Origin of the sequence: uncultured Ferrimonas sp., assembly GCF_947489035.1 — a bacterium.
Lineage (GTDB): Bacteria > Pseudomonadota > Gammaproteobacteria > Enterobacterales > Shewanellaceae > Ferrimonas.
This window is the reverse complement of sequence record NZ_CANLCI010000004.1, coordinates 21881-38102: the sequence shown is the minus strand read 5'-3', so window position 1 is coordinate 38102 and position 16222 is coordinate 21881. Positions and strand designations below refer to the sequence as shown.

15 protein-coding genes are annotated in these 16222 nt (G+C 52.7%); 12 read left to right on the top strand and 3 right to left on the bottom strand.

From position 1 onward, the window contains the following. The first annotated feature begins 35 nt into the window (after positions 1-35). The 11 genes from cheY (at position 36) to Q0796_RS03705 (ending at position 9379) form a co-directional block, all read left to right on the top strand. Positions 36-419 carry a chemotaxis response regulator CheY gene (cheY, locus tag Q0796_RS03755; protein WP_298440412.1) on the top strand — a complete coding sequence of 128 codons (384 nt, stop codon included), beginning with the start codon at positions 36-38 and terminating at the stop codon, positions 417-419. Positions 420-436: 17 nt separating this feature from the next. Continuing rightward, complete coding sequence (locus Q0796_RS03750; RefSeq protein WP_298440411.1) at positions 437-1162, top strand: protein phosphatase CheZ; 726 nt, start codon at positions 437-439, stop codon at positions 1160-1162. Positions 1163-1173: 11 nt separating this feature from the next. After that, positions 1174-3405, top strand: a complete 2232-nt coding sequence (locus Q0796_RS03745) for a chemotaxis protein CheA (protein ID WP_298440410.1) — start codon at positions 1174-1176, stop codon at positions 3403-3405. Between the two features lie 29 nt (positions 3406-3434). Beyond that, positions 3435-4589: a chemotaxis response regulator protein-glutamate methylesterase gene (locus Q0796_RS03740; RefSeq protein ID WP_298440409.1), complete on the top strand. Its 1155-nt coding sequence runs from the start codon at positions 3435-3437 to the stop codon at positions 4587-4589. Then, on the top strand, positions 4570-4851 hold the full coding sequence (locus Q0796_RS03735; protein ID WP_298440408.1) for a hypothetical protein: 282 nt from the start codon (positions 4570-4572) through the stop codon (positions 4849-4851). The genes Q0796_RS03740 and Q0796_RS03735 overlap by 20 nt, the downstream gene beginning before the upstream one ends. Positions 4852-4854: 3 nt before the next feature. Beyond that, on the top strand, positions 4855-5661 hold the full coding sequence (locus Q0796_RS03730) for a ParA family protein (RefSeq protein ID WP_298440407.1): 807 nt from the start codon (positions 4855-4857) through the stop codon (positions 5659-5661). After that, positions 5630-6538, top strand: a complete 909-nt coding sequence (locus Q0796_RS03725; protein WP_298440406.1) for a chemotaxis protein CheW — start codon at positions 5630-5632, stop codon at positions 6536-6538. The genes Q0796_RS03730 and Q0796_RS03725 overlap by 32 nt, the downstream gene beginning before the upstream one ends. 4 nt (positions 6539-6542) lie before the next feature. After that, positions 6543-7034 carry a chemotaxis protein CheW gene (locus Q0796_RS03720; protein WP_298440405.1) on the top strand — a complete coding sequence of 164 codons (492 nt, stop codon included), beginning with the start codon at positions 6543-6545 and terminating at the stop codon, positions 7032-7034. After that, positions 7031-7444, top strand: a complete 414-nt coding sequence (locus tag Q0796_RS03715) for a DUF2802 domain-containing protein (RefSeq protein ID WP_298440404.1) — start codon at positions 7031-7033, stop codon at positions 7442-7444. Before Q0796_RS03720 ends, Q0796_RS03715 begins: the two co-directional genes overlap by 4 nt. 115 nt (positions 7445-7559) lie before the next feature. Then, the gene (locus Q0796_RS03710; protein ID WP_298440403.1) at positions 7560-8726 is read left to right on the top strand and encodes a nucleotide sugar dehydrogenase; all 1167 of its coding nucleotides are present in this window, start codon (positions 7560-7562) and stop codon (positions 8724-8726) included. A gap of 206 nt (positions 8727-8932) precedes the next feature. Continuing rightward, on the top strand, positions 8933-9379 hold the full coding sequence (locus Q0796_RS03705; protein ID WP_298440402.1) for a DUF3010 family protein: 447 nt from the start codon (positions 8933-8935) through the stop codon (positions 9377-9379). 868 nt (positions 9380-10247) lie between these two features. Here the strand turns inward: Q0796_RS03705 and metH are convergent. Beyond that, positions 10248-13913, bottom strand: a complete 3666-nt coding sequence (gene metH, locus Q0796_RS03700) for a methionine synthase (RefSeq protein WP_298440401.1) — start codon at positions 13911-13913, stop codon at positions 10248-10250. Between the two features lie 265 nt (positions 13914-14178). Here metH and cobO point away from each other — a divergent pair, with 265 nt between their 5' ends. Next, the gene (gene cobO, locus Q0796_RS03695; RefSeq protein ID WP_298440400.1) at positions 14179-14775 is read left to right on the top strand and encodes a cob(I)yrinic acid a,c-diamide adenosyltransferase; all 597 of its coding nucleotides are present in this window, start codon (positions 14179-14181) and stop codon (positions 14773-14775) included. 68 nt (positions 14776-14843) lie between these two features. On the opposite strand, the gene Q0796_RS03690 is transcribed toward cobO, so the two are convergent. Together Q0796_RS03690 and Q0796_RS03685 are read right to left on the bottom strand one after the other, a co-directional pair. Beyond that, positions 14844-15224, bottom strand: a complete 381-nt coding sequence (locus tag Q0796_RS03690; protein WP_298440399.1) for a hypothetical protein — start codon at positions 15222-15224, stop codon at positions 14844-14846. 192 nt (positions 15225-15416) lie between these two features. After that, positions 15417-16034 carry a DUF480 domain-containing protein gene (locus Q0796_RS03685; protein ID WP_298440398.1) on the bottom strand — a complete coding sequence of 206 codons (618 nt, stop codon included), beginning with the start codon at positions 16032-16034 and terminating at the stop codon, positions 15417-15419. Between the last annotated feature and the right edge of the window lie 188 nt (positions 16035-16222).

Below are 16222 nucleotides of genomic sequence, written 5' to 3'. Positions count from 1 at the left end.
TATCTACTTATTGATTGCCTCGATTGGAGGGGACTTTGGATAAGAACATGAAGATCCTAATCGTTGATGACTTTTCAACGATGCGCCGGATCATCAAAAATTTGTTGCGCGATTTGGGCTTTAACAATACTCAAGAAGCGGATGACGGTTCGACAGCGTTGCCGATGTTGCAAAATGGCGATTTCGACTTTGTGGTCACCGACTGGAACATGCCTGGCATGCAAGGGATTGATTTGCTTCGCGCTATCCGCGCTGATGACAACTTAAAACACCTGCCTGTGCTGATGGTAACCGCCGAAGCCAAACGAGAACAGATCATCATGGCAGCGCAAGCTGGCGTGAATGGTTACATCGTTAAGCCGTTCACCGCGACCACTTTGAAAGAGAAGTTGGAAAAAGTCTTCGAACGACTGAACTAAAACAAGGATCTCAGTTCATGACTGAACCACAAGCGTTGATCTCGTTAGCAGACGCGCGGGCATTGGTATTGTTACTGGAACAGAACGATGCCGAAGGTGCCAACCAACTTTTCCGTCAAGTGAGCCAACCACTGAATCAACAACTGTTTGATGAAGTCGGCAAACTGACCCGGCAGCTGCACAGCGCCATGGCGGATTTTCAGCTGGATAACCGCATTGCTGAAATGGCCACCAGTGACATTCCAGACGCCAAAGAGCGCCTGAATTATGTGATTGGCATGACCGAGCAAGCCGCCAACCGCACCATGGATGCGGTTGAAGAAAGCTTGCCGTTGGCCGAAGCGATGCAAACCAAAATTGCCCAAGTTAAGCCCCGCTTTGAACAGCTGTTGCGTCGCGAATTGGAACTGAACCAGTTCAAGACCTTATGCCACGATGTGAATGCGTTGCTGAACGACTCCAGCAACGACATTGAGCGACTGAAAGATCTGCTTAACCAAGTGTTGATGGCGCAAGATTTCCAAGACTTAACCGGTCAGGTGATCCGCAAGGTGATCGAGCTGGTGCGTGAAGTGGAACTGAGCTTAGTTGACATGCTCACCGTGTTTGGCGAACCCGCCACCGTGGAGCAAAAGCAAGATCTGGTGGTGGCTGAAGGCCCAGTAGTTTCCGCGAATAACCGCGCTGACGTGGTCAGCGGCCAAGATGAAGTGGACGACTTATTGTCCAGTTTAGGCTTTTAGGAGTTTCCCTGATGGCACTCGACTTTGATGATGACATTTTGCAAGACTTTCTGGTGGAAGCCGGAGAGATCTTAGAGCAATTGCAGGCACAGTTAGTGGAGTTGGAACAAAACCCCACTGACAAAGATCTGCTTAACGCCATTTTCCGTGGTTTTCACACCGTAAAAGGCGGTGCAGGTTTTCTGAGCCTGAACCCAATGGTGGACACCTGTCATGGTGCTGAAAACCTGTTTGATCTGTTGCGCAATGGCCAGCTAACCGTTAGCTCTGAGCTGATGGATGTGGTGCTGCAAGCGCTGGATGAAGTGAACGCCATGTTTGTGGCGATCCAATCCGGCCAAGAGCCGCAATCGGCCGATGCCGCCTTGGTTAGTTTGATGGCGCGGATTGCCGATGGTGAACCGATTGGGGCAACCGCCCCTGCGGTGGCCCCAGAGCCCGTCGCGGTTGCTGCTGTGGCGGCGCCTGTCGCGGCACCAAGCGCGAGCACGATAGCCACCGGCGGTGGCATCGACAGCATCAATAACGATGAATATCAGACCATGTTGGGTGCCCTTGATGGCACCGATGCCAGCACGGATGACATCAGCGAAGACGAGTTTGAATCCCTGCTGGATGAACTGCACGGCAAGGGCCAGTTTGGCCAAGCGGAAGCAGCCCCGGCTGTGGCCGTCGCCAACAGTGAAGCCAGCGTTGCCGCCAGTGGCGAAGACATCAGCGAAGACGAGTTTGAATCGCTGTTGGACGAATTGCATGGCAAAGGCCAGTTCAGCGCCGAGGCCGCACCGGCAGCCCCAACCAGCTCAGAACTCATCAGCGAAGATGAGTTTGAGCAGTTGCTGGATGATCTGCACGGCGCCGGTAATTCACCCACGGTGATCCCAGCGGCCCCTACTGCTCCCGTTGTGGCCGCGCCAGTGGCTCCGGCCTCTGCGCCGCAGCCACCGGCTCAACCGCAACCCGTCTCTGCTCCGCTGGCTGCCGCTGCAGCAACCGCAGAGAAGATCGCTCAAGCCTCGGCTCCGGAAGCCAAAGCCGCACCGGTGAAGAAAGCCCCAGCGGCACTGCCGCAAGGCGAAACCACCGTTCGTGTTGATACCGCCCGTTTGGACGAGATCATGAACATGGTGGGCGAGCTGGTGTTGGTGCGTAACCGCCTGCTAACCCTTGGGGTAGAGCGGGAAGATGAAGAGATGTCCAAAGCCTTGGCCAGTCTCGACATGGTGACCGCCGATCTGCAAGGCGGGGTGATGAAAACCCGCATGCAGCCGATCAAAAAAGTATTTGGCCGTTTCCCACGGGTGGTACGTGATCTAGCCCGTAGCTTGCAAAAAGACATTGCGCTTGAGCTGCAAGGCGAAGAGACCGATCTGGATAAGAACCTGGTTGAAGCGTTGGCGGATCCGCTGGTGCACTTGGTGCGGAATGCGGTGGATCACGGCATTGAAATGCCAGACGTGCGCGAAGCCAGTGGCAAGCCACGGCAAGGCACCATTTTGCTGTCGGCGGCGCAGGAAGGGGATCATATCCTGCTTTCTATCCGTGACGATGGCGGCGGCATGAATGCCGAGAAGCTGAAGCAGATCGCCATCAGTCGCGGGGTGCTTGATGCCGATGCGGCGGCTCGGATGTCGAACAAAGATGCGTATGCGCTGATCTTTGCCCCTGGGTTCTCCACCAAACAGGAGATCTCAGACATCTCTGGCCGTGGCGTGGGGATGGACGTAGTGAAAACTCGCATCGCCCAACTGAACGGTTCGGTGGATATCGATTCCGAGCCCGGCGAAGGCACCGTTATTCAGATTAAAGTACCGCTGACGTTGGCGATCATGCCGACCTTGATGGTGCGGGTTTCCGAGCAGATCTTTGCGCTGCCACTGTCGTGCGTGTCTGAGATCTTCCACATGGATTTGGCTAACACCAACGTGGTTGATGGGCAGCTCTCTATTACCGTGCGTGAACGCGCCATTCCGTTGTTCTACCTCGATAAGTGGTTGTGCAAAGGGATTGGCCGCGAAGAGCGTCATGGCGATGGTCATGTGGTGATTGTGCACATTGGTAATACCCAAGTGGCGTTTGTAGTGGATGGCCTGATTGGCCAGGAAGAAGTGGTGATCAAACCTCTGGGCGCCATGCTGCAAAACGTACCGGGTATGGCCGGCTCAACCATCACCTCCAATGGCGGCATTGCGCTGATCTTGGATGTACCTGGCATGTTGAAACACTACGCTCGTCGCCGTTAAGCGGCGGGTGAACCGGATTTGAGGAAAGGATGGCGATAAAGGTATTAGTGGTTGATGACTCAAGTTTTTTCCGCCGACGTGTGGCGGAAATCCTGGATAGTGATCCAGGCATTGAAGTGATCGCCACCGCCACCAACGGACGTGAAGCGGTAGATAAAGCCCGTACCTTACGACCGGATGTGATCACGATGGACATCGAAATGCCAATCATGGATGGGATCACTGCAGTGCGGTCGATCATGGCGCAAAGCCCAGTTCCGGTGTTGATGTTCTCATCTCTAACTTACAACGGCGCCCGCGCCACGCTTGATGCGTTGGAAGCGGGGGCGGCGGACTTCTTGCCGAAACGGTTTGAAGACATCGCCAACGACCACAAGCAAGCCGCGACCTTGTTGCAACAACGGGTTAAGGCGATCGCCAGCCGCCGCGTAACCAAAGTCAGTCGCTTCAGTGGCAATGCCGCTAAGCCGGCGTTACGCAGTGGCGTTGCTGAACGTGGCAGTACCCTCTCTGGCCTTGATGCGGGCGTAAGTAAAGTCGTTGCGACCGCTGCGGCACCCGCCAGTACTGTTGGCCAAGCCAAGTTGCCCGGTCGTGCCAGTGGTAAGCGCTATAAAGCGTTGCTGATTGGCACCTCAACCGGTGGCCCAGTCGCACTGCAAAATATCCTGACCCAGTTCCCATCGGATTACCCCCTGCCGATCATCTTGGTGCAGCACATGCCTGCCGCCTTTACCCCTGCTTTTGCTCAGCGTTTGAATGGTCTGTGCAAAATTGAGGTGAAAGAAGCGGAAAGTGGCGATCGTTTGCGCCCGGGTACCGCCTATTTAGCCCCAGGTGGCAAACAGATGCTGCTGGAAGGCACCGGCGCTGCGGCCCGTTTGGTGATCCGCGATGGCGATGAAAAGATTAACTACAAACCCTCTGTTGATATCACCTTTGGCAGCGCGTCGCGGATCTTTGGCGGCGATGCGTTAGCGGTGATCTTAACGGGCATGGGGGCGGATGGCCGCGAGGGTTGCCGTATGTTGCAGCGTCATGGCGCCACCATTTGGGCGCAAGATGCGGCCAGCTGTGTGGTTTATGGCATGCCACAGGCGGTAACGGTGGCGGGGATCTCCAGTCACTCAATTCCACTGGCAAAGATGTCAGAGAGCATTCTGCGTGAAAGTTACCTCCACTAAGTTAACCACCCAGTGGTTGCCATTGCTGACGGCTGGGTTGTGCATTATTACTCTGATCACGCTCTTTTGGGCGGTTGATAAGCAGAGCTATGCCAAAGAGTTGCAACAGCAAAATCAGCAACTGACCCAGCAGTTAGCTCAGCAGCAGCTCACGCAACAGCAATTGCAACAACAGGTGCAGTTGCTGCGCCAGCAAAAGCAAACCTTGCTACAGCGATTGCAACGCTACGGTACGCAACCGACCACCGAGACGCCGGAGTAAGCGATGCAGGTGTGGACGGTTGTTAACCAAAAAGGTGGAGTGGGAAAGACAACTACGGTCGTGACTCTGGCTGGGTTGCTGGTAAACCGTGGCAAGCGTGTGCTGATGATCGATACCGATCCGCAGGCCTCGTTAGGCTATTACCTTGGGATTGAATCCGAGGAGCTGCCACGCAGCCTTTATGATCTGTTTCACCATCATGATCAGCTCAGCACCAAACTGTGCCTGTCGGTGATTGTGCCAACATCGGTCGAACGCTTGCATTTGATGCCGGCATCAACGGCTTTAGCGACCTTAGATCGGAACTTAGGTAATAAGCCCGGTATGGGCTTTGTGTTATCTAAAGTGATTGAATTATTGGCGGATCGCTACGATGCGGTGTTGATCGATTGCCCACCGGTATTGGGGGTGTTGATGGTGAATGCCTTGGCCTGCTGTGAGCACATTATTGTGCCGGTGCAAACCGAGTACTTGGCACTGAAAGGGCTAAACCGAATGGTCAAAACCCTGGATAAGATGGGGGAAGCGGGACGACGTGTCGCGCCGTACACCATTGTGCCCACCATGTTTGATCGCCGCACTAAGGCATCGCTGCTGTCGTTGTCTGAGCTGGCACGCAGCTACCCCAACACTCTGTGGCATTCGGTGATCCCGATCGACACCCGATTTCGTGATGCGAGTCTCGCACACCTGCCTGCACCACAGTTTGCGGGTGATTGCCGTGGCGTCAATGCATACAATGAACTACTGAATGGATTATTAGAACGAGGTCAGAACGATGTCACGCATCGCGCAACAAGCGGTCGATGATTACTTCGATGTACTTCTGACCAAGCCACAAGCGGCGGCATCTGAACCGGAACCGGTATCGATGCCTGCGGTAGAGGCTGAGCCGCATCAACAGCGGGTGGCACAACTGCTGGCGAAAGCCCAACAGCAAGCGTTGATTGCTGCAGAGCCAGAGCCAGAGCCAGAGCCAGAGCCAGAGCCAGAGCCAGAGCCAGAGCCAGAGCCAGAGCCAGAGCCAGAGCCAAGCCTGCATGTGCGCCGAGCCGCAGTAACAGCAACGGTGCCCGTTGAAGATACGGCAGTGGCTTCGGTGCCAGTAGCGGTTGCCGCTAAGGTGCCGCCATTGCCGCAAGCCGCAGCAGATCAAGCCGATGAGGCTGAGTCAGTATCGAGCAGCAATTCCGTGCTGCCGCCATTGCCGCCGCAAGTGGCATGGAAGGAGGAACTCGATGAACAGTTCCCTTGCCTTTATTTTAATGTGGCGGGGCTAACGATTGCAGTGCCGCTGCAGTTGCTTGGCGGCATTAAGAAAACCGCGGAGCGGCGACAACTGCCCGGCCAGCCGGATTGGTTGCTGGGGCAGCAGTTAGAACGCGATGAACGATTGTATGTGGTTGATAGCTGTCGCTGGCTGATGCCAGAACGGCATCAACAGTTGGCCCCAACGGTGGACTACCAATATGTGGTGCAATTGGGTGCCAGCCGTTGGGGTCTGGCCTGTGAATCACTGGTTAACGCCGAGCCGTTAACCAAAACCGAAGTGAAGTGGCGGCAAGCGGACGATAAACGTCGTTACCTTGCCGGCATCGTCAAAGAAAAAATGTGTGTGGTGCTGGATGTGCCCGAGCTGATCGCCCTGCTGGATGCAGGTTTAGATAGCCAATTTAAGGAGTCCTGAGCGGATGAGCATGCAAGATAAGAATATTGAGAACATCGATAAGCAAGACGAAGTAGTGCAGTGGGTAACCTTCCAATTGGAGCATGAAACCTACGGCATTAACGTGATGCAGGTACGCGAAGTGTTGCGTTACTCTGACATCGCGCCAGTGCCAGGCGCCCCTTCTTATGTGCTGGGGATCATCAACCTGCGTGGCAACGTAGTGACGGTAATTGATACCCGTGCCCGCTTTGGCTTAATGCCGGGCGAGATCACCGACAACACTCGCATCGTCATCATCGAAGCGGAAGATCAGGTGGTGGGCATTCAGGTGGATTCAGTGGCTGAGGTGGTTTACCTCAACAGCTCTGAAATCGATACCGCCCCTAATGTGGGTAACGAAGAGAGCGCTAAGTTCATCCAAGGGGTGTCCCATCGCGATGACAAGCTGTTGATCCTAGTTGATTTGGAAAAGCTGCTGAGCAATGACGAGTGGTCGGAGCTAGCAACGCTGTGACCGAATTAATGGTCATCGCCGGGATCGCGATGGCGGTGCTGATTGTGGCAGCGGGCATGCTTGTTCGCTGGATCCGCGCCAAAGTGAATCAAGTTGAGCGCAAAGTCGAGGCGGTTAAGCTCTTGCTGAAAGCGGCAGAAGCCAATAACGAGGCACTGCAACGTGAACTGACCGAAGTACGCAGTGGTGCGCTTGGGGTGGGGAAGCGCGTTAAAGAGCTTGAACACAGCCAGCAGCACCTGCAAGCACGGCAAGACGAAGTGCTGCAGACCGATCCCGATGCGAAGCTCTACAACCGCGCCATGAAGATGGTGGAGTTGGGCGCTGATGTGGAAGAGATCATGAAAGACTGTGAATTGCCCAAGGCGGAAGCGCAGCTGTTAGTGACGCTGCATCGGCGTGGACAGTAACTGAAATTACGCTAAGCGGCTAAATTATACGAGGTGATGGATAATGATTTTTGATCATTGTCGGCACCTCTTTCTCGTTTTAGGGAACTGACCCTTAATTATTGGTTGGAATCAGATGAAAATTGCGATTGCCGGAACCGGCTATGTAGGTTTATCGAATGCGATGTTGTTGGCGCAGCATCATCAAGTGGTTGCGGTGGATATCGTGCCGGAAAAAGTGGCCTTGCTGAACAATCAACAATCGCCGATTGCTGATACAGAAATTGAAGATTTTTTAGCTAATAAGCCACTGAATTTTGTCGCCACTTTGGATAAGCAGTTGGCTTATCAGGATGCCGACTATGTCGTGATCGCCACCCCGACCGATTACGATCCGCAAACCAACTACTTCAACACCCGTTCGGTGGAAGCGGTGATCCAGGATGTTATGGCGATCAACCCAACGGCGGTAATGGTGATTAAGTCTACGGTGCCGGTGGGTTACACCGCTGAAACCAAAGCGCGCTTTGGTTGCGACAACCTGATCTTCTCGCCTGAATTTTTGCGCGAAGGCAAAGCGCTCTACGATAACCTGTACCCATCGCGGATCATCGTGGGTGAACGCAGTGAGCGCGCGCAAGTCTTTGCCAATTTGCTGCAAGAGGGCGCGATTAAACAGGACATTGAAGTGCTGTTTACCGATTCGACCGAAGCCGAAGCAGTTAAGCTGTTCTCTAACACTTACCTCGCCCTGCGCGTGGCCTATTTTAATGAGCTGGACAGCTACGCCGAGTCCCACGGCCTGAATGCGCGTCAGATCATCGAAGGCGTTGGCCTGGATCCGCGCATTGGTAGTCATTACAACAACCCAAGCTTTGGCTACGGCGGGTACTGTCTGCCAAAAGACACCAAGCAGTTGCGTGCTAACTATCAGGATGTACCAAATAACATCATTTCTGCAATTGTGGACGCCAACCGAACCCGTAAAGATTTTGTTGCCGACGCCATTATTGCGAAGCAACCGAAGGTGGTTGGGGTGCACCGTTTGATCATGAAAGCGGGATCGGACAATTTCCGCGCATCCTCGATTCAAGGGGTGATGAAGCGGATCAAAGCCAAGGGCATTGATGTGGTTGTGTACGAGCCGGTGTTGGAGCAAGAAGAGTTCTTTAATTCGCGGGTAGTGAACGACTTGGCGGAATTTAAGCAAATCTCAGATGTGATTGTGGCCAACCGGTTGACCGATGACATTCAAGATGTGGCCGATAAGGTTTACACGCGCGATCTGTTTGGCAACGACTAACGGTCGCCATAAGGTAGCCAACGCTTTGATTGTTATACTAAGCCCGCCTTATGCGGGCTTTTTTGTGTCCAAGTGATTGTGACTGATGAATACGGTTGAAAGCAGCAACGTTAAGTTTTTGCCAATAGTGCCACTTAAGCTGCGGTGTTAGCGTGAGTTTCACGCTACAATAGCGCCATTATTGTTGTTTGTTTAATGGGTAAGGCATGAGAGTTATTGGCGTTGAGATCAAAGGTGCGGAAGCGGTTTTCTGTTTGCTGGGCATGGAAGATGGCCTGTTTGCGGTGCCATCGATGCGCCAGTTGTCGATGACCATGCCGAAACTGGAAAGCACTGAATCTATCCGTAGCTTTCACTTCGCTTTTGGTAAGTTGATGGAAGATTACCATGTGGATCACATTGTAATTATCGATCGCCCACAAAAAGGTAAGTTTGCCGGCAGTGGTGGCAGCTTTAAGATGGAAGCGGCGATGCAGCTGGTAGGGGTTGATGCAACCGTGATGCACCCAACTCAAATTAAAGAGTGGGTTAAGCGAAATCCAGTACAAGCGGGCTTTGATGAACTGGGATTGAAAAAATTCCAAAAGGTTGCTTTTGATGCCGCCTACGCATATTGCCAAAGCACACTGCACACTAATGATGAAGAATATTAATCATTATTTTCGTGTTAGCTTAAATTAATAAAAAGGCACCTAATTAGGTGCCTTTTTTAGTGCTGACGAAGAATAAAAATATTATTTTTATTCGATTAAAGTAATAGCTTTTTTATTTCCTCGGCTATTGTTCTTCTCTTGTTCCTGTTCGACCTTTTTAGTCAGGCTAAGTGTGTCGGCTTCTAAGCTTATGCCCAAGCTCAGTAAGCAGCAGGAAACAAAGCCGCTTGTGCTCGCTCGTCTGGTCGGCAAAATGATGACGGGTGAACGGATTGGCAATGATCAAAGTGCAATAGGGATTAACACCGCCCTATGTTGCCGTTGCGTTATTGTGATGTTGTTTTTGTATTTATTTTGTTGACTCCAAGGCGGTGGTGTTGGTTCACATAAGTAACAGGTTGATAGTGCTTGAGTTTATTTTAGTCGTTTGCTTTTTTTTGACGATTTATTGGCGTCAAAATGATGACAGTGTCAGGATCATTTTGTATATTTTCCTCGGTAAATTTAAGCGTAAAAGGAAGCGACGTCATGAGTTACATTAAGTGCCCAACATGTGGTGAGGCGGGACATTTACCTCGGGTTAAGCGTGGGCTCCTTGAGCGCCATATCACTCGTGTTGATTGGAACAAGCACAAGTGCGAGCAATGTTCGAGCATTGTATTCCAGCACCGCTTCGCGCCGGAAAAAGTCGAATCGTCGGCATAATCAGCTGCGCTGAACGATAACCCTTTTTTAGCTCAGTAGCCTTTTAAAAAAGATTAAACTCGATTGTAGCAATGCTTAACTGCGATATTCCGCTGTTGTCAATAATGGGTTAATTCCCACATGATGTTTCCGCCATTGCTCGATTGACTCTTTATATTCATTGTTATTGAGCAATAATTGGCGCCAGCCATTTTTCGGCTTGCTCTAGGCTCATCCCTTTGCGCTTCGCGTAATCTTCAACCTGATCTTTAGCGATGTCCGTTACGCCAAAATAACGGGATTCTGGGTGAGCAAAGTACCAACCGGATACCGCAGCGGTAGGGTACATGGCGAAGTTTTCGGTGATGTTTAAACCGATCCGTTGGGTCGGTTCAAGTAACTGCCACAACAATCCTTTTTCGGTGTGATCCGGGCAAGCGGCATACCCCGGCGCTGGTCGAATGCCTTTATAGCGCTCTTTGATCAGCTGATCATTATCCAATTGCTCGTCAGCGGCATAGCCCCAAAACTCTTTGCGCACGCGCTCGTGCAGCCGCTCAGCGAAGGCTTCAGCTAAGCGATCCGCCAATGCTTTGAGCATAATGGCGCTGTAGTCATCACCGGCTTGCTCGAAGCGAGCGACATGCTCATCAATGCCTATTCCTGCGGTTACCGCAAACGCCCCCATGTAGTCGGCCACTTGGCTCGATTGGGGCGCGACAAAGTCCGCAAGGGCGAAGTTATTGTTGTCTACACGCTCGTGCTGTTGCCGAAGCATATGCAAGGTGCTGATCTGCTTAGTGCGACTGTCATCTTGATAGATGGCGATGTCGTCATGATTATCCAGAGTATTGGCGGCAAACAGGCCATAGACGGCGGCGGCAGAGAGCCACTGCTGTTCGATGATTTGCACCAACATGGTTTGGGCGTTGTCGAACAGCTCTTTGGCTTCGGCACCCACGGTGGTGTTGTTAAAGATCTGCGGGTATTTGCCGTGCAGCCCCCAGCTGCGGAAAAACGGGGTCCAATCGATGCGCTCGACCAGATCTTGCAGTGGGTAGTTGTTGAGGGTGAACACCCCTAACTGCTTAGGTTTTTGCGGCTGATGGCTGTGCCAATCGATCTGATTGCGATTGCTGCGCGCCGCCTCCAAGCTGACAAGTGTTTTGCGCTGCCCTTGGTTTTCCCGTTTTAACTTCAGCTGTTGGTATTCGCGATAGCGCTCGGCCACAAATTGCGGCCGTTCAGCGCCGCACAGCTTGGCGATCACCGGCACTGTGCGCGAGGCGTCGGCCACGTAGATGGCGCCATGGGGGTAGTGCTGCTGAATTTTCACTGCGGTGTGAATTTTCGAGGTGGTGGCACCGCCAATAATGCAGGGGATGGTGAGCCCTGCTTTTTCAAAGGCTTTGACGTTGTGGATCATCTCATCCAAGGATGGGGTGATCAGGCCAGACATGCCGATCACATCCACCTGCTGTTCAATGGCGACTTCGATGATCTTCTCTACTGGCACCATCACGCCCAGATCGATCACCTCGTAGCCGTTGCATTGCAGCACCACCGCAACGATGTTTTTACCGATGTCGTGCACATCGCCTTTGACGGTGGCCATCAACACCTTGCCATTGCTTTGCCCCTTCACTTTAGAGGCTTCAATATAGGGGTTGAGGTAAGCCACCGCGCGTTTCATCACCCGGGCAGATTTAACCACTTGCGGCAGAAACATGCGGCCATCGCCAAACAGATCACCGACCACGTTCATGCCATCCATCAATGGCCCTTCAATCACTTGCAGTGGCAGATCGGCGGCTTGCCGTGCCAGCTCGGTGTCCTCTTCAATAAAGTCGGTGATCCCCTTTACCAGCGCGTGCTCAAGCCGCTTTGATACTGGCCAACTGCGCCACTGGGCGTCGCGGGGATCCGCTTGTTGCTTGCCAGCGCCGCGATGATCCTCGGCAATGGCCAGCAACCGTTCGGTGCCATCATCACGCCGATTAAGCACCACCTCTTCCACTCGTTCGAGCAGATCTTTAGGGATGTCGTCGTAGATCGCTAACTGGCCAGCATTAACTATGCCCATGCTGAGGCCATTTTTGATGGCGTGGTAGAGGAACACCGCGTGGATCGCTTCTCGCACGGGGTTGTTGCCACGAAAGGAAAACGAGACGTTAGAAACACCGCCTGACAGCCGTGCGTGGGGCAGGGTAGCGCGGATGGTTTTACAGGCTTCGATAAAATCGACGGCGTAGTTGTTGTGTTCATCGATGCCGGTGGCGATGGCAAAGATGTTGGGATCGAAGATGATGTCCTCTGGTGGCAGGCCGACTTTTTCGGTGAGTACTTGGTAGGCGCGGCGGCAGATCGCTACTTTGCGGGCGTAGGTGTCTGCTTGGCCTTGTTCATCAAACGCCATCACGATGGCGGCGGCACCGTAGCGGCGCACCAGTTTGCCCTGCTCGATAAAGGCTTGCTCGCCCTCTTTTAACGAGATGGAATTAACCACGCCCTTGCCTTGAATGCACTTTAAGCCCGCCTCTATCACCGACCATTTGGAGGAGTCGATCATGATCGGCACCTTGGCGATGTCCGGCTCGGCAGCGACGAGTTTTAAGAAACGCACCATCGCCGCTTCAGAGTCGAGCATCCCCTCATCCATGTTGATGTCGATGATCTGGGCGCCATGCTCTACTTGCTGCTTCGCCACCTCTAGGGCGGTTTCGTAATCCTCCTCTTTGATCAGCCGCAAAAAGCGCGCCGAGCCGGTGACGTTGGTGCGCTCGCCTACGTTGATAAACAGCGATTGCTCATCAAAGTTGCAGGGCTCTAATCCCGCCAAGCGCGTTTGCACCGGCAGCGGTGGCGCTTGCCGAGGTGAACAGTCGGCCACCGCCTCGGCAATGGCTTTGATGTGTTCGGGGGTCGTGCCACAGCAGCCGCCAACGATGTTGAGCCAACCGTCCTGTGCCCACTGGCGAATAATTTGCGCCATCTGCGCTGGGGTTTCATCGTACTCGCCAAATTCGTTGGGCAAGCCAGCATTGGGGTGGGCGGAAACCGGGCATTCACTGATGCGGCTTAATTCAGCCATGTAGGGCACCAACTCTTTTGGCCCCAAGGCGCAGTTAAGGCCAATGCTGATGGGCTGAATATGGCGCAGCGAGTTGTAAAACGCTTCGGTGGTTTGGCCGGTTAGGGTACGGCCAGAGCTGTCGGTAATGGTGCCAGAGATCATCACCGGCCATCGGTTGCCCCGCTGCTCAAACACCTGATCGATGGCAAACAGCGCTGCTTTGGCGTTTAAGGTATCAAACACGGTTTCGACCATGATGATGTCGGCGCCGCCATCCAGCAGCGCGTTTACCGCTTCGCTGTAGGCATCAACCAAGGCATCAAAACTGATGTTGCGAAAGCCGGGATCATTCACATCGGGGCTGATAGAGCAGGTGCGGTTGGTGGGCCCCAAGGTGCCAGCCACAAAGCGGGCAACGCCGGTTTGCGCCGCTACTTCGTCGGCAACTTGGCGCGCCAACTTGGCCGATTCAAAATTGATCTCCGCCGCCAAGGCTTCCATCTGGTAATCGGCCATCGCCACGCTGGTGCTGTTGAAGGTGTTGGTTTCGATGATGTCGGCACCGGCTAACAGGTAGTCACGGTGAATTTGGGCGATGATCTGCGGCTGGGTTAACGACAGCAAATCGTTATTGCCTTTGAGCAAACAGGGCCAATCGATAAAGCGCTGGCCGCGAAAATCGTCTTCTTCCAGCTTGTGTTGCTGGATCATGGTGCCCATGGCGCCATCTAAGATCAAAATGCGCTGGTTAAGCCGTTGCTGCAGTGTTTGCGTCATCATCGATCCCTTCTACCTTCGATCATTTATCGCTCTTGCTAGTCGCAGTAATCACGAGTAGCCATTTATCCATTTAGACGTCCATACTAGCTTGAGCTTTCAAGCTTTGCCAAGCGGAAACTGGTTATGGATTGATGGCGACAGCCGCAGTGCCGCGACCAGAGTAATATTGTTGGGGGTGACAGCGAGGCAATTGCATCCGCGTTAAGGCTCGCTCATTATTGCGACATTCATGGCGACACCGATAACCACAGGGATGATCTGAATGGACAGAGACAACGAAAAGCACAAACAGCGCCAGCAAAAACTAAAACAAACGGTAGACAGTAAAATTGAGCAAGCCGCTATCGATAAAGGCGTATTACTGGTGCTAACCGGTAATGGTAAAGGCAAATCCACCGCAGGATTTGGCACCGTGTTGCGCGGGGTAGGCCATGGGCTAACTTGCCAAGTGGCGCAGTTTATTAAAGGGCAGTGGGAGTGCGGCGAACGTAATGTGTTAGAAAAGCTTGGGGTGCCGTTCTATGTGATGAAAACCGGTTTTACTTGGAACACCCAAGACCGCGATGCCGATACCGCCGCCGCCATTGGCGTATGGCAACAAATCAAGCTGGCGCTGGCTGATCCCAAGGTTGATATGGTGCTGCTGGATGAGATCACCTACATGCTCAGCTACCACTATTTAGATGTGGAAGAAGTGGTTGCTGCCATTGCCAATCGGCCCCGCCACCAGCACGTAATTGTGACCGGCCGCGCCTGCCATCGACAGTTGATTGAATTGGCAGATACGGTGTCTGAGATAAAACCGGAAAAACACGCCTTTGAAGCGGGAGTTAAAGCGCAGAAGGGGTTGGATTGGTAGCAAGTTGAAGCGGTGAAAATATAGCCGGAAAATGGGAGTGCCACGCAGCCCAAACGTGGCAAGCCTATTTACAGCGAGTAACTGATATCGACGTTATACGCCGTTGCCACACAGGTTATCTGTGACAGGCAGCCATCGCGGTTGGCTTGTTGCTGGCACTGTTTCAACACGATGCTGTTAGCACCAAGCTGATTTGCTTGTTGCTTCAGCGATTGTATCAAAGAGTAGGTTGAGCGCATCGGTTCGGTGATGGTGCTGCGGCAATAGTTAGCCTGAATCTCATCGATTAGAACCCCCGCTCGGCTCTCTGCCTCACCCGGTTCCATCAATTGAACAGTGTTAACCGAGCGATTGACTTGCTGCTGCGATTTGCCTAGTGGCACCGTAGTATTAACACAGCCCATCAGCATCACACTCAAGCCTATCCCCATAAGCAGAACTGGTTTCATAGAGAATATCCATTATAAGTTGTAGTGCGGACAATAATTTGCCGTCATTACAATAATGCAGCACTTCTGCGTTTAATCAAATTTAGGAATCGACGTTGAGGAATGCTGTGGATAGAGGTATTTGTTGATATTCGCCACAAAAAACAGCGCCACGATGGGCGCTGCGGTAAAAATAGAATTTATCTCTAAATATCAGTCGGTCATTAGAGATTTAAGCCGTTCAATTTCTGCTCTTAAAATTGAATTTTGTTTTTCAAGATCGATGATCCGCTGCTTATCGTCGGCAACCACGTCCGCGGTGACAACCGCATCGACCGGCCCACTGAACAGATGGGCGTAACGGCTCTCGCGTTTGCCTGCTTCTCGCGGTAGTTGAACAACCAGCTCTTTGCTGATCAGCTGCTGTAAGACCGATTCGGTTTCAGATACATCGTTAAAATCACACAGTCTATTTGTGCGGGAGCGAAGTTCTCCCGGTGTCTGTGGGCCTCGCAGCAGCAACACACAGATCACGGCGCGCTCTTGTGGGGAAAACTGCATGCCGCCAAAGGGCGTATTACAAAAGCGATGTTTGTATTTAGAGGTTCTGGCACCGCCTTCCTCTTGCAGTAGGCGCTTTTCAAGCAAGACATCTAGAGTGTGTTTTATCTCAGCATCAGACAGTGCGAGTACCGGATCTCGGTTGCTTTTTTGATTGCAGGCGCCCTTCAATGCATTAAGAGTGAGAGGGTATTGATCAGGTGTAGTCGACTCTTTTTCCAGCAAACTGCCGATGATCCGAGCCTCATGTAGGCTTAAGGTCTTATCCACAACGCACTCCTTTATGACAATTCGATGTCAGTATTTACCGCTGCTGTAGATTAGGCAAGGTAGGTTGTTTCAATAAGCAACTGACTGCACAAATCACGACCAAGCCAAGTTGATGAGCATTTACGAACCGCAGAACTGTCAATGAAGTTGTCGATTGCAATGTGGTCAATTACATCAATTCCGCTTAC